The organism is Variovorax sp. PBL-H6 (assembly GCF_901827155.1).
Lineage (GTDB): Bacteria > Pseudomonadota > Gammaproteobacteria > Burkholderiales > Burkholderiaceae_C > Variovorax.
Map to the genome: position 1 here is coordinate 747,583 of NZ_LR594659.1, position 13,014 is coordinate 760,596.

Annotated in this window: 13 protein-coding genes; 5 read left to right on the forward strand and 8 right to left on the reverse strand. The window is 68.1% G+C overall.

The window, feature by feature from the left end:
- Positions 1 to 241: 241 nt before the first annotated feature.
- The 3 genes from G3W89_RS03685 to argE form a co-directional block, all read right to left on the reverse strand.
- Positions 242 to 478 carry a hypothetical protein gene (locus G3W89_RS03685; protein ID WP_162572824.1) on the reverse strand — a complete coding sequence of 79 codons (237 nt, stop codon included), beginning with the start codon at positions 476 to 478 and terminating at the stop codon, positions 242 to 244.
- 491 nt (positions 479 to 969) lie between these two features.
- Positions 970 to 2,196 (reverse strand): DUF445 domain-containing protein, encoded by a 1,227-nt coding sequence (locus G3W89_RS03690; protein WP_162577306.1) that lies wholly within the window; start codon positions 2,194 to 2,196, stop codon positions 970 to 972.
- Positions 2,193 to 3,404 carry an acetylornithine deacetylase gene (gene argE / locus G3W89_RS03695; protein ID WP_162572825.1) on the reverse strand — a complete coding sequence of 404 codons (1,212 nt, stop codon included), beginning with the start codon at positions 3,402 to 3,404 and terminating at the stop codon, positions 2,193 to 2,195. The genes G3W89_RS03690 and argE overlap by 4 nt, the downstream gene beginning before the upstream one ends.
- 107 nt (positions 3,405 to 3,511) lie before the next feature.
- Here argE and G3W89_RS03700 point away from each other — a divergent pair, with 107 nt between their 5' ends.
- Together G3W89_RS03700 and G3W89_RS03705 are read left to right on the forward strand one after the other, a co-directional pair.
- A complete protein-coding gene (locus tag G3W89_RS03700) occupies positions 3,512 to 4,726 on the forward strand; it encodes a M20 aminoacylase family protein (protein ID WP_162572826.1) in 1,215 nt (404 codons plus the stop codon).
- Complete coding sequence (locus G3W89_RS03705) at positions 4,723 to 5,823, forward strand: M14 family metallopeptidase (protein ID WP_162572827.1); 1,101 nt, start codon at positions 4,723 to 4,725, stop codon at positions 5,821 to 5,823. Before G3W89_RS03700 ends, G3W89_RS03705 begins: the two co-directional genes overlap by 4 nt.
- Before the next feature lie 3 nt (positions 5,824 to 5,826).
- Here the strand turns inward: G3W89_RS03705 and G3W89_RS03710 are convergent, their stop codons facing one another.
- On the reverse strand, positions 5,827 to 6,951 hold the full coding sequence (locus tag G3W89_RS03710; protein ID WP_162572828.1) for an ABC transporter substrate-binding protein: 1,125 nt from the start codon (positions 6,949 to 6,951) through the stop codon (positions 5,827 to 5,829).
- Positions 6,952 to 7,022: 71 nt separating this feature from the next.
- Here G3W89_RS03710 and G3W89_RS03715 point away from each other — a divergent pair, with 71 nt between their 5' ends.
- From G3W89_RS03715 to G3W89_RS03725, 3 genes are read left to right on the forward strand one after another with little or no spacing between them, the layout of a single operon-like run.
- The gene (locus G3W89_RS03715; protein WP_162572829.1) at positions 7,023 to 9,053 is read left to right on the forward strand and encodes a molybdopterin-containing oxidoreductase family protein; all 2,031 of its coding nucleotides are present in this window, start codon (positions 7,023 to 7,025) and stop codon (positions 9,051 to 9,053) included.
- Positions 9,054 to 9,062: 9 nt separating this feature from the next.
- Positions 9,063 to 10,214 carry an aminopeptidase gene (locus G3W89_RS03720; RefSeq protein ID WP_162572830.1) on the forward strand — a complete coding sequence of 384 codons (1,152 nt, stop codon included), beginning with the start codon at positions 9,063 to 9,065 and terminating at the stop codon, positions 10,212 to 10,214.
- The gene (locus G3W89_RS03725; protein WP_162572831.1) at positions 10,207 to 10,545 is read left to right on the forward strand and encodes a polyhydroxyalkanoic acid system family protein; all 339 of its coding nucleotides are present in this window, start codon (positions 10,207 to 10,209) and stop codon (positions 10,543 to 10,545) included. Before G3W89_RS03720 ends, G3W89_RS03725 begins: the two co-directional genes overlap by 8 nt.
- A gap of 27 nt (positions 10,546 to 10,572) precedes the next feature.
- On the opposite strand, the gene G3W89_RS03730 is transcribed toward G3W89_RS03725, so the two are convergent.
- The 4 genes from G3W89_RS03730 to G3W89_RS03745 form a co-directional block, all read right to left on the reverse strand.
- Positions 10,573 to 10,830: an acyl-CoA-binding protein gene (locus G3W89_RS03730; RefSeq protein WP_162572832.1), complete on the reverse strand. Its 258-nt coding sequence runs from the start codon at positions 10,828 to 10,830 to the stop codon at positions 10,573 to 10,575.
- A gap of 62 nt (positions 10,831 to 10,892) precedes the next feature.
- Positions 10,893 to 11,723, reverse strand: coding sequence for a hypothetical protein (locus G3W89_RS03735; protein ID WP_174258232.1), 831 nt, complete (start codon positions 11,721 to 11,723; stop codon positions 10,893 to 10,895).
- Positions 11,724 to 11,730: 7 nt separating this feature from the next.
- Entirely contained in the window at positions 11,731 to 12,405 is a 675-nt protein-coding gene (locus G3W89_RS03740; RefSeq protein ID WP_162572833.1) for a TetR/AcrR family transcriptional regulator, read from the reverse strand.
- A 112-nt stretch (positions 12,406 to 12,517) separates the two neighbouring features.
- A complete protein-coding gene (locus tag G3W89_RS03745; RefSeq protein ID WP_162572834.1) occupies positions 12,518 to 13,012 on the reverse strand; it encodes a phasin family protein in 495 nt (164 codons plus the stop codon).
- Positions 13,013 to 13,014: the final 2 nt, after the last annotated feature.

Below are 13,014 nucleotides of genomic sequence, written 5' to 3' on the forward strand. Positions count from 1 at the left end.
GCCTCTGCCTTTGCCTTTGCCTTTGCGAGATTGAGGGGAGGGCGCCGGGCTTGCGATTCGTACATTGCGCTTGTTCAAAGGCAGGAGCCGGGGGTTCGTCCCGGCGGCCGAGTCACTTTCTTTTGCTTCGCCAAAAGAAAGTAACCAAAGAAAAGGCGACCCCACTGCGCGTGACCCTCCGCTTCGCTACGGGCAACCTGCGGTGCTCGCTTTTCGCGGGGTCCGCGCAAACTCGCTTCGCTCAAACACGCGCGGCCCTGATCCGCGAAAAGCTGCGCTCCTCGGCACGCGCAGAGGGGATTGGGGACCTCTCGGGCCATTGCTTCGCTCGGCCAACAACGGCCTCGCTGCGCAAGGCCTGAAACAGGGGCATGCGTATGCGCTCGAACGTGAGCACGATGAGCACGAGCACGAGCACGAGCACGAGCACGAGCACGAGCATGTGCATGTGCATGTGCATGTGCATGTGCATGTGCATGTGCGAGTGCCTCTGCCTCTGCGTGTGCGTGTGCGTGCGGCTGCGCAAGTGCGAGTGCGAGTGCGAGTGCGCGTGTGCGTGTGCGTGTGCGTGTGCGTGTGCGCGCGCGTGCGCGTGCGCCGAAGTCAGCGTGAGCGAGGACCCGAGGCTCACGCCAACCCGCACCCCACACAAGGACGCGCCATGGCGCGTTGAATCCCAAATCCCCTCTGGCCGCGCCGAGGAGCGCAGCTTTTCGCGGATCAGGGCCGCGCGTGTTTGAGCGAAGCGAGTTTGCGCGGACCCCGCGAAAAGCGAGCACCGCAGGTTGCCCGTAGCGAAGCGGAGGGTCGCGGCCAGTGGGGTCGCCTTTTCTTTGGTTACTTTCTTTTGGCGAAGCAAAAGAAAGTGACTCGGCTGCCGGGACGACGCCCCGGCTCCAGCCTCAACCCAAGCGCACCGTAAGCATCGACGACCCGCGTGCCCTCACTTGCCAGAGAGAGCAAGGGAGTTCAAGCCAGCGCCTGCGTGACCGAATGAATCAGCAGCCCCACCAACCCCCCCACCAGCGTCCCATTGACCCGTATGAACTGCAGATCCCGCCCGATGTGCTTCTCCAGTTCCACGCTCATCTCCTCCGCGTTCCACTGCCCCACCCGCTCCACGATGTAGCGCCGGATGTCCTCCCGGTACCGTTCGATGGCACGCGGCGCCGCATCGACGATCTGCTCGTTGATCCAGCGCCTCATCGCCTCGTCGGCCTCCAGGCGCGCGCCCAGCGTCCCCGCCATCGCAACGATGCGCCGCCGGATCTCCGAGTCGCTCTTCGCCAGGTCGTCGTGCAACCAGGCCAGCAGCTCGCTCCAGAGCCCGTGAAGGTACTCGCCGATGGCCGGATGCGCCTGCAGCTCAGCGCGGATGGCTTCTCCGCGGCGCTTGAACTCGGGGTCGGTCTTGAGCTTGTGGACGAACTCGTGCATGAACGCATCGAAGCGCTGCCGCACCGGATGCGCGGGGTCGCCCGCCATGTCGGCGACCGTGCGCGCGGCTGCCGACACGACCTTGCGCGTGGCCAGCCGAGCCGTGACCTGGTCCAGGCCGACATAGCGCAGCGCCCGGATCTCGCGCGCAATCGCCTCGGTGATCTGCGCCTGCACCTCCTCGCCTTCGACCGCTGCCGCGACCTGGGCCAGCAGGTCGTCCAACAAGGCCTGGTGCCGCCCATGCGCAGTCAAGGCATCCAGGGCCTGCCCCGACAGCCGCGCCATGTCGACCTGGGCCAGGCCCGCGGCCGCCGCGCGACCCAGGAATTCGCGCACGCGCGTGTCGTCGAAGGCCGCCAGTCCGTACCGCGCCGCGCTCACCAGGTGAGCGCCGAGCGTGGCGGCATGCGTGGGTTGCGCGAGCCAGCGGGCCAGCCGAGCGGCCGGATCGAGCTGCTCCAGCTTTGACAGCACCTGCTGGGTGCTCAGGAAGTTGTTGCAGATGAAGCCTGCCAGCCGCGCGCCGATGCGGTCCTTGTTCGACGGGATGATCGCGGTGTGCGGAATGGGCAACCCCATGGGATGCCGAAAGAGCGCGACCACCGCGAACCAGTCGGCGATCGCGCCCACCATTGCGGCCTCGGCAAAGGCCGCGACGTAACCCCAGGCGGGATTGGGATGCCGAGCACCGAGCGCCGTCGCCACCGCATAGAGAAGTGCGGCGGCGCCGAGCAGGGCGAGGGCGACGCGCTTCAGCGGATCTCCCGGGTCGCCGCGAGTCCCTGCAGGAACTGCTCGCAGCGTGCGAGCTGGGCCAGCGTCACGTACTCGTCGGGCTGGTGGGCCTGGGTGATGCTGCCGGGGCCGCAGACCACCGTCGGGATGCCGGCCTGCTTGAAGAGGCCAGCCTCGGTGCCGAAGGCCACGAGCGTGGTACCCGCCTCGCCGGCCAGGCGTTGCGCGAGCCGTGTGACGGGGTCCTCGGCCGTGGTCAGGAAGCTGGGGATCTCGCAGATGGTCTCGAAGCTGAAGCCCGCCTCGGGCGCGATCTTTTTCATGCCGGCCTCGAGGCGATTGGCGTGCAGCCGCATTTCCTTCTGCATCCTCTGGGCGTCGGCGGTGGGCAGGTCGCGGAACTCGTAGCGGAACTCGGCGTCGCGCGGCACCACGTTGTCGGCGATGCCACCGTGGAACTGGCCGACGCTGGCGGTGCTGTAGGGCACGTCGAAGCCCGCGTAGCGAGGCTCCTCGCGCTCGAAGCCCTCGGCCATGTCGCGCAGCTTGCCGACCAGGCGCGCGGCCATCTCGATCGCGTTGACGGAGCGTGGCGTGAGCGAGGAATGCGCTTCCTTGCCCCGCACGCAGCAGCGGTAGCGGTAGACGCCCTTGTGCGCGATGGCCGGCACCATCATCGTCGGCTCGCCGACGATGCAGGCCAGCGGCCGGACGCCCTGCTCCTTCATGTCGGCGATCAGCTCGCGCACGCCGAAGCAGCCCACCTCCTCGTCGTAGCTGAAGGCGAAGTGCACCGCGAAGGGCGAGTCGCTCTCGATGAAGCGCTGGGCATTGGCCAGCGCGATCGCGATGAAGCTCTTCATGTCGGCCGAGCCGCGGCCGTAGAGCCGGGGCTCGACCTGCATCGCCTCGCCGTCGTGCTCGTCCTGCGGCCAGTCCTGGACCAGCGCCGAGAGCGGGTCCATGCTCCAGGCCTGCCCGTCCCAGGGCACGGTGTCGGTGTGGCCCGAGACGATCACGCCCGCCGGCTTGCCTGCGCCCAGCGTGGCGAACAGGTTGGCCTTGGTCCGGTCGGCGTTGTAGGTGAGCCGGCTGCGCACGCCCAGGCCGGCCAGGTGGTCGCGCGCGAAGTCGATCAGCTCCAGGTTGCTGCGACTGCTCACGGTATTCATGCGCACCAGGCTCTGAGCGAAATCGAGGCTGCGGTTGGAGAGGTGGGGGGACGGCATTCAGGCGATTGTCCCGGAAGTTTTGCGACGGGCGTAAGGAAAACGGGCACTTATCCGGAGAGGTCCGGGCTTGGCGAGTACTTCCGGCTAAGCCTAGACTCCTTCACATGAAACTCATCGACTCAGTGGTCACCCAGGCGGCCGGCATCGCCACCGTCCGGCGCGACCTGCATGCCCATCCCGAACTCTGTTTCCAGGAGCAGCGTACCGCCGACGTGGTGGCGGCCAAGCTCACCGAATGGGGCATCCCCATCCACCGCGGCCTGGCCACCACCGGCGTGATCGGCATCGTGAAGAATGGCAGCAGCCCCCGGGCTGTCGGCTTGCGCGCCGACATGGATGCGCTGCCCGTCACCGAGCTCAACACCTTCGCCCATGCCAGCAAGCACCCCGGCAAGATGCACGCCTGCGGCCATGACGGCCACACCGCGATGCTGCTGGCGGCGGCACAGCACCTGGCGAAGCACCGCAACTTCGACGGCACGGTCTACCTGATCTTCCAGCCGGCCGAGGAGGGCGGCGGCGGGGCGCGCGAGATGGTCAAGGAAGGACTCTTCGAGCGGTTCCCGATGGAGGCCGTCTTCGGGATGCACAACTGGCCCGGCATGAAGGCCGGCCAGTTCGCCGTCAGCCCCGGGCCGGCGATGGCCTCGAGCAATGAGTTCGTCATCACCATTCACGGCAAGGGCGGCCATGCGGCGCTGCCCCACACGGGCATCGATCCGGTGCCGATCGCCTGCGAGATGGTGCAGGCGTTCCAGACCATCATCACCCGCAACAAGAAGCCGGCCGAAGCCGCCGTGATCTCGGTCACCATGATCCACGGCGGGGAGGCGAGCAACGTGATCCCCGACCGCTGCGAGCTCAAGGGCACGGTGCGCACCTTCTCGCTGGAGGTGCTGGACCTGATCGAGGCGCGCATGAGGAAAATCGCCGAGCACGTGAGCGCGGCGCACGAGGCCGGGTGCGACTTCCACTTCCACCGCAACTACCCGCCCACCATCAACACGGCCGCCGAGGCGGACTTCGCGCGCCGCGTGATGGCCGGCATCGTCGGCGAGGAGAACGTGCTGGCGCAGGAGCCCGCGATGACGGCCGAGGACTTCGCCTTCATGCTGCAGGCCCGGCCCGGCGCCTATGCGTTCATCGGCAACGGCGACGGCGGCCATCGCGACCTGCACCATGGCGGCGGCCCCTGCATGCTGCACAACGCGAGCTACGACTTCAACGACGAACTGATCCCGCTGGGCGCGACCTGCTGGGTCCGGCTGGCCGAGGAGTTCCTTGGCCGCCCCGCGGCGGCCGGGGGGCGGGCGGCATGATCGGCGTCGGCGAAGCCTTTGCGGCGCGCTACGCCCTCGCCCGCCAGAAGTTCCTGGAGGGCTGCGCCGCGGCGGGGCTGGCGGTGCGCTCCCATGTGCACCCGCTCCCGGGCCGCGACGGCGAGGAACTGGCCATGGACGTGGCCCTCGACGGCGACGCGCAAGCCGAGAACCTGCTGATCGTGAGCAGCGGCTGCCACGGCGTCGAGGGCCATTGCGGCAGCGGCGTGCAGGTGTTCGCGCTGCACGATGCCGAGTGGCGCGACAAGGCGCGCGAGCAGGGCGTGGCCGTGCTGTATGTGCACGCGCTGAACCCGCACGGCTTTTCGCACACGCGGCGCGTCACGCACGAGAACGTGGACCTGAACCGCAACTTTCTCGACTTCTCGCAACCGCTGCCGGTGAACGAGGCCTATGCCAGCCTCCAGGCGCTGCTGCTGCCCGAGCACTGGCCACCATCGGCGGCCAACCAGGCGGAGATCGATGCCCTCATCGCGCGCGAGGGGCTGGGCTTCTACCAGGCCGCGGTCACGCGCGGGCAGTACCAGTTCGCGGACGGCTTGTTCTATGGCGGCAGTGCGCCCACCTGGAGCAACAAGGCGCTGCGCGAGGTGCTGCGCACGCATGCAGGCCAGGCGCGGCGCGTGGGCTGGATCGACATTCACACCGGCCTCGGCCTCAACGGAATCGGCGAGCGCATCTTCGCGGGCCGCGACGACAAGGCTGCGTATGCAAGGGCGAACGCCTGGTGGGGCACGGCGGCGGCGCCGGTCACCTCGATGTATGACGGCTCCTCGACCTCGGCCTTCCTGACCGGGCTGATGTGCTACGCCCTGTACGACGAATGCCCCCAGGCCGAGCACACCTCGATTGCGCTGGAGTACGGCACCGAGCCGATGCTCGCAGTGACCGTGGCCCTGCGGGGGGACCATTGGCTGCATCGCCACCCCGAGGCGCCGGCCGAGCTGGCGGATGCGATTCATGCCGAGATGCTTGCCGCCTTCTACAGCGACACCGATGCCTGGCGCGGGCAGGTGATCAGCCAGGCGCGGCAGGCGATGTTCCAGGCGGTGGACGGCCTGGCGGGGCCGAGCTGACCCTCACGTCCGGATACGCCCGTCGCCGGTGATCATCGACAGCTCCACGAACTTCGACGCCACGTGGTTGCGCGGCGAGAAGGAGACCTCGAAGCCGCCGAACTGCTGGCGGTCGATGCTCTCCAGTCCCGCGATCAGGCTCTCGCGCGTGAGCTTGCCGGGCGCGCGGCGCAGGCCCTCGGCCAGCACCTTGGCAGCCAGGTAGCCTTCCATGCTTGAGAAGTTGGACTGCACCGTGCCGCCGCTCTTCTTCACCGCCTCGTTGAACTCGCGCGTGATGCCATTCGCGGCGTAGTAGGGAGAAGGCACGACCTGGGTGACGACCACGCCGGCGCCGTCCTTGCCCAGCTCGTCGGACAGCGCCTGCGTGCCCACGAAGGACACGTTGTAGAAGGTGCCGCCAAAGCCCGCCTTGCGCGCCTCGCGAATGAAGGCGGCGCAGGACTTGTACGCACTGACCTGGACCACGGCGTCCGGGGCGGCCGCCACGATGGTCTTCACCGCCGCCGCGACGTCGACCGTGTTGCGCTCCACCGTGGCGAGAGCCGCCGGTTTCAGGTTGAGCTGCGACAGCGCGAGTGTCACGCCGTCCAGGCCGGCCTTGCCATACGCATCGTTCTGGTAGAAGACAGCGATCTTCTTCAGCCCCAGGTGGGTGAGCTGCTTCACGATCAGCGCCGTTTCGTCGTTGTACGAGGCGCGCAGATGGAACACGTTGCGGTGGAAGGGCTCGCGCAGGGCCATGGCGCCGGTGAAAGGCGCGATGAAGGGCACCTTTGCATTCACCGCCAGCGGCAGGGCCGCCAGGCTGGTGGGCGTGCCGATGTAGCCGAACAGCGCGAACGCCTCCTCGTCGATCAGCTTCTGCGTGTTGGCGGCGCAGCGCTCGGGCTCGTAGCCGTCGTCCAGAAACTTGATCTGCACGTCGCGATGGCCGGGCTGCGCGTTGTACTGGTCGAGGTACAGCTTGGCGCCTTGGTGGAACTGGATGCCCAGCTGCGCCGCCGGGCCCGTGAAAGGCGCCGACTGGCCCAGCATCACGGGCGCTTCGCCTTGAGCCCTCGCGATGCCGAAGCCGCCGAGTGCCGCAGCACCCGCCGCAATCGAAAACTGCCTGCGTTGAATCATCGTGAAAACTCCAGAGCGCCGCCGCGGCGCAGAACTTAGACTTGACCGGTCCACTCATTGCCCGGCCGCCCATGAACTCCCCGACCCAGGTGCTCGGCGCCTGCCCCCACGACTGCCCCGACACCTGCTCGCTCGTGACCACCGTGCAGGACGGCCGGGCCATCAAGCTGCAGGGGAATCCAGCGCATCCGCACACCGCGGGCGTGCTGTGCACCAAGGTCTCTCGCTACATCGAACGCAACGAACATGCCGAGCGTCTGCGGCAGCCCATGAAGCGGGTCGGGCCAAAGGGCAGCGGCCGATTCGAACCGGTGAGCTGGGACGCGGCACTCTCCGACATCGCCGAACGCCTGAATGTGTTACGTGGTAACAATTCGTCAGAATCGATTCTGCCCTACAGCTATGCAGGAACGATGGGTCTTGTGCAGGGCGAATCGATGGATCGTCGTTTTTTCCACAAGCTGGGCGCGTCGCTGCTGGATCGCACGATCTGCTCGACGGCTGGGGGTGAGGCCTTAAGTTTTACCCTTGGCGGCAAGGTCGGCATGCGGGTCCAGTTCTTTGCCGAGGCAAAGCTGATCCTGATCTGGGGCAGCAACTCGATCGGGAGCAACCTGCATTTCTGGCGCCATGCGCAGGCAGCCAAGCGGGCCGGTGCCAGGCTGGTGTGCATCGACCCGCGCCAGACCGAGACAGCCGACAAATGCGACGAGCACGTCGCGCTCCTTCCCGGCACCGACGCCGCGTTGGCCTTCGCGCTGATGCATGAGCTGATCGTCAACGACTGGCTCGACCACGACTACATCGAGCGCCACACGCTCGGCTGGGCGCAATTGCGCGAGCGCGCCTTGCAATGGCCGCCGGCCCGCGCCGCCGCTGTCTGCGGCGTGCCCGAGGCGCAGATCGTCGCGCTGGCGCGCGCCTACGGCACCACGAAGCCGGCGGCGATCCGTCTCAACTACGGCATGCAGCGCGTACGCGGCGGCGGCAATGCGACGCGCGCCATCGCCTGCCTGCCGGCGCTGGTCGGCGCCTGGCGCGAGCGTGCGGGCGGGCTGCTGCTGAGCAGCTCCGGCCAGTTCCCGGTCGACCGCGCCACGCTGCAGCGGCCCGACCTGCTGGCGGGGCGGCGGCCGCGCACCATCAACATGAGCGCCATCGGCGATGCGCTGCTCGACACCGCAAACCCGATCCGCGCGCTGGTGGTCTACAACAGCAACCCGGTCGCGGTCGCGCCGGACTCCGGCAAGGTGGTGGCAGGCTTCGCGCGCGAGGACTTGTTCACCGTGGTGCTCGAGCAGTTCCAGACCGACACCGCCGACTATGCGGACTACCTGCTGCCGGCCACCACCCAGCTCGAGCACTGGGACATCCACACCAGTTACGGCCACACCGATGTGCTGCTCAACCGGCCCGCGCTGGCGCCGCGCGGCGAGGCGCGCAGCAATACCTGGGTGTTCCGCGAGCTGGCGCGCCGCATGGGCTTCGACGAGCCCTGCTTCTCCGACGACGACGAGACGCTGTGCCGCAGCGCCTTCCCGCCCGGCGTGATCGACATCGAGGAACTGCAGTCCCGTGGCTTCACCAGCCTGAAGGTGCCGGACGCTCCGTTTGCGCAAGGTGGCTTCCCCACCCCCTCGGGCCGCTGCGAATTCTTCAGCGCGCGACTCGCGGCCCAAGGCCAGGATGGCCTGCCCGACCACGTCCCCAATTACGAGCCGGCCGGCAGCTCGACGGAGTTTCCGCTCGCGATGATCTCGCCGCCCGCGCGCAACTTCCTCAACTCGACCTTCGTGAACGTGAAGAGCCTGCGCGCAATCGAGGGCGAGCCGCTGCTCGAGATCCATGAGGTCGATGCCGCCGCGCGCGGCATCGTCGACGGCACGATGGTGCGCGTGTTCAACCGCCGTGGCGAGCATCGCTGCCGGGTCGAGGTCTCGCGCCGCGCGCGGCCCGGTGTGGTGCATGGGCTCGGCGTCTGGTGGCGCAAGCTCGGTGCGGACGGCACCAACGTGAACCAGCTCACCAGCCAGCGGCTGACGGACATCGGCCGCGGGCCCACTTTCTATGACTGCCTGGTAGAGGTCAGGCCGGATGCCTGAGGTGCTGGAATGAGCAAAGGGCGCGCTGCCTTTGCTGCCCTGGCCGCCCTGGCCGCCGTGGCCCTGGCCGGCTGCGCCGACCTGGGCTACTACTGGCAGTCGGCCAGCGGCCACCTGGCACTCATGCGTGCGGCGCGGCCGGTGCCGGAGTGGCTGCAGGACCCGGCCACTGGCGAGGTGCTCAAGGCCAAGCTGGCACTGACACAGCGCATCCGTCGCTTCGCAGTCACCGAGCTCGGCCTGCCGGACAACCCAAGCTACAAGGCCTATGCCGACCTGCACCGCCCCGCCGCGATCTGGAATGTGGTGGCGGCCCCCGCGCATTCGCTCATCCTCAAGACCTGGTGCTTCCCGGTCGCGGGCTGCGTCGGTTACCGCGGCTACTACGACGAGGCGGCAGCGCGCGCTGAGGCTGCCGCCTTGGCCGCCGAGGGCCTGGAGGCGGCCGTCTACCCGGTGCCCGCCTACTCCACGCTGGGCTGGATGAACTGGGCAGGCGGCGACCCGCTGCTGTCCACCTTCATCGGCTATCCCGAAGGCGAGCTGGCGCGCATCGTCTTCCACGAGCTGGCGCACCAGGTGCTCTACGTGTCGGGCGACACGATGTTCAACGAGTCTTTCGCGACCGCGGTGGAGCGCATCGGCGGCGCCCGATGGCTGCAGACGCAGGCCGGCGAAGCCGCGCAGCTCGAGTACGCGCAGTTCGACCGGCGGCGCCAGCAGTTCCGCGCGCTCACGGCCGGTACGCGCCGGGTGCTCTCGGACATCTACGCCTCGAAGGAGGCACAGGCCGGCGACTGGGCGACAGTCGACGCGCAGAAGAAGGCCGCCATGGAAGATTTCCGCCAGCGCTACGCAGCCCTGCGCGCCGGATGGAGCGGCCCTCGGCAGGCCGCGTACGACCGCTGGGTGGCACGCGCCAACAATGCGCTGTTCGGCGCGCAGGCCGCGTATGACGAAATGGTGCCCGGCTTCGAGGCGCTGTTCGAGCGCGAAGGGCACGACTGGCCGCGCTTCTATGCGGCAGTCAAGCGCCTGGCCGCACTGCCCAAGGACGAGAGAATGCTGGCGCTGCGGACCGGAGACGCCGTGGCGCCCTCGGCCCGCAGGCCGACCGAAGAACCTGGCCGACACGGCCGACAGGGAGGCCCCGGTGCCTGATATCCACATCGAACGCAGCCATCAACTCGGCATCGAGGCCGCGCGCGCGATCGCGCGCAAATGGATCGGCCAGGTCGAGCAGGACTACGGCCTCGCGTGCAGCTATGAGCAAGGTCAGGATCGTGACATCGGCCACTTCAGCCGCGCGGGCATCGACGGCAGCGTGGAGGTCAGCGGCGACAGCTTGACGCTGCGGGCCACGCTGGCCGGACTGTTTGCCAGTTTCAGCGGGCAGATCGAGGAACGCCTGCGGCAGAAGCTGGACGATCTGCTGGGCCGCCCCGATGGCGCAGACGACGACGACGCCTACAACGACAAGGACTGGCGTTGAACGCCGCGCCGGCGCTGCTGCTGGCGCTCAGCCGCGCAGCGATTCGATGAGGTCGATGTATTTCTGTTTGGCCTCGTCCGCGCTCAGGCCCTTCTGCGCGGTCCATGCGTCCCATTTGGCACGCGCAACGATGTCGCTGAAACTGGGCTTCTTCTCGGTGTTGTCGCCCAGCGTCGCCTGCTTGAACAGGCCGTAGATCTTGAGCAGCGTCGGGTTGTCCGGACGCTCCGCGAGCAGTTTGGAGTTGGCTTGGGCGGCTTCGAACAGTACGTTCAGGTTGGACATGATGCGGATGGTGTGACTGGGCCTCGCATCTTAAGTGACCATTCCGTCAATAAACGAGGAGCTCAGTCGGACAATCCCGCGCGGGCCAGCTCGACGTCGAGCCGCTCTCGCGCATCGACCGGGTCCACCGCCGCGGCCCGCTCGTAGAGGCGGGTGGCCTCGGCCAGGCGCGCATCGCCTTCCAGCATCAGCAGGCCGCGGGCGTATTCCATCAGCGCGCCGGGCGAGCGTGGGTGGAGCTCGAGGCCGCGCTCGAAGAGCTCGATCGCGATCTCGGCGCGCACGCCGTAGGTCATGCGGCCGACCAGCGCGCCGACCTTGTCGATGACCTCGGCGTGGAAGGCCGCGAGCGCCACATGGGCTGCGGCATGCCGAGGCTCGAGTGCAATCACGCGTTCGAGCGCGCCCTTGACCTTGGTGCCGAGGCCCTGCGCCAGCGCCCGTGCCACGCTGATGCCCTGGCTGTAACGGCCCAGGGCATAGGCTTGCCAGTAGAGCGCGTGGCAGTTGTCCGGCTCCTCCGCCACCTGGGCTGCGGCGCGCTCGGCCACCTGCTTGAACAGGAGCTGCCGCATTGCCTCACGCGGCTCCAGGTAGTTGGCATAGATGGCGGTGGCCTGGTTGGCCAGCATCAGCCCGTCGCCGCCGTGCCGCAGCCCCAGCTTGGCCGCGCGTTCGAAGTCGCCGCTGTGGTAGAGCGCCCAGCCCTCGGCCAGCGGACCCGGTGCCGGCGGCGGCAGCGCATGCCCGACGTGCAGCCTGGCCCAGTGCTGCAGCACTTCGGCAGCGTCGAAGCGCGGCGCGTCCCGGTAGGGCATCTGGACCCATGGCTCCGAGGAAGGCACCGTGCCGGTCGCCAGCAGCGAGAAGGGTTGGAGATCGGGATGGGCCATGCGATGCTCAGACGGTTATCGGCTGAGCCTCGCCTGCGTAGGCGTTGCTCAGCGTCAGCAGATGCTGCCGCTGTTCGGCGGCGAGGTAGGGCGCAAGCAGATGCAGCGTGTGATGCGCGCCGCGCAGCAGGGCGTTCTGGGCATGGCCGGGCTCCAGTGCCTCTCGAGGATTGCGCACGTACTCGTAACTTAACCAGTAGGTCAGCACCACGACCATGCTCTGGGCCAGCGGATCGACCTCGGGCGCGTCGATGTCCAGGTGGCCTGACCGGCTCATGCCCGCCAGCAGTGCCCGAATCGCGCGCGCCTTGTTCTGGAGCACCAGCTGGAACTGAGTCTCCAGGTGCCGGTTCTTGGAGAGCAGGTCGTTGAGATCGCGGTACAGGAATCGATAGCGCCAGATCAGCTCGAAGAGGCTGTGCATGAAAAACCAGGCGTCCTCCACGTCGCGCACGCCTTCGCTCGCGTGCAGCAGCTCGTTGAGCTCGGCCTCGTAGGTCTCGTAGAGCCGGTTGATCAGCTCATCCTTGGCGGGGTAGTGGTAGTAGAGATTGCCGGGGCTGATGTTGAGCTCGCCCGCCACCAGCGTGGTCGAGACGTTCGGCTCCCCAAACCGGTTGAACAGGTCCAATGCGGCTTCGAGGATGCGTTGTGCAGTGCGGCGTGGCGCCTTCTTGGCCATGAGCTCGTGGACCCCGGTTTGTCTCCTGAGGCCACTCTAGCGCAAGTCCCGTGCCGCCGCTGCATTGCTGAGCTGCGAAGCCCTGGTTCGGCCGATCAACGGCCGCGCTGGATCAGGCGTCGCTGCTCGGTTTGCGCCGCCGCGAGGGCTTCGCCGCGGCTTCGGCCGGATGGCGCGCGGCCATCTTGCGCGGCGCCCGTACCGGCCGGTCCGCCGGCTGCTTGTGCCTGAGCTGGGCTTCGAGCGCCTCGACCCGGGTCTGCAGTTCCGCCACCTCCTGCGCCGAGGGCATGCCGAGCTTCTCGAGCGCGCGCGCGACGCGTTCCTCGAAGATGGATTCGAGCTTGCCCCATCCGCCCGCAGCCTTGGTGCCGAACTCGCTGGCGAAGCCGGCCATCCGGGCCTGCGCCTGGGCCAGCGTTTCCTCGGCGGCGTGCTGGGTTTTCTTCTGCACCCCGAGCCCGTCCTTCACCAGCGCCTCGAAGGCTTTGCTGCCCTCCTGCTGCATCTTGGCAAAGGCACCGAGGCCCGCGAGCCAGATCTGCTGGGCGGAGTCCTTGATGCGGTCGGTCTTGTCGTCGGGCTTGTCGTCGTTCGTGCTGGCCATGG

Coding starts and splice junctions, on each gene's coding strand:
- G3W89_RS03685 (WP_162572824.1), bottom strand. CDS start 478: ATGCACATGCACATGCACATGCACATGCACATGCACATGCTCGTGCTC.
- argE (WP_162572825.1), bottom strand. CDS start 3,404: ATGCCGTCCCCCCACCTCTCCAACCGCAGCCTCGATTTCGCTCAGAGC.
- G3W89_RS03700 (WP_162572826.1), top strand. CDS start 3,512: ATGAAACTCATCGACTCAGTGGTCACCCAGGCGGCCGGCATCGCCACC.
- G3W89_RS03705 (WP_162572827.1), top strand. CDS start 4,723: ATGATCGGCGTCGGCGAAGCCTTTGCGGCGCGCTACGCCCTCGCCCGC.
- G3W89_RS03710 (WP_162572828.1), bottom strand. CDS start 6,951: ATGATTCAACGCAGGCAGTTTTCGATTGCGGCGGGTGCTGCGGCACTC.
- G3W89_RS03715 (WP_162572829.1), top strand. CDS start 7,023: ATGAACTCCCCGACCCAGGTGCTCGGCGCCTGCCCCCACGACTGCCCC.
- G3W89_RS03720 (WP_162572830.1), top strand. CDS start 9,063: ATGAGCAAAGGGCGCGCTGCCTTTGCTGCCCTGGCCGCCCTGGCCGCC.
- G3W89_RS03730 (WP_162572832.1), bottom strand. CDS start 10,830: ATGTCCAACCTGAACGTACTGTTCGAAGCCGCCCAAGCCAACTCCAAA.
- G3W89_RS03735 (WP_174258232.1), bottom strand. CDS start 11,723: ATGGCCCATCCCGATCTCCAACCCTTCTCGCTGCTGGCGACCGGCACG.
- G3W89_RS03740 (WP_162572833.1), bottom strand. CDS start 12,405: ATGGCCAAGAAGGCGCCACGCCGCACTGCACAACGCATCCTCGAAGCC.
- G3W89_RS03745 (WP_162572834.1), bottom strand. CDS start 13,012: ATGGCCAGCACGAACGACGACAAGCCCGACGACAAGACCGACCGCATC.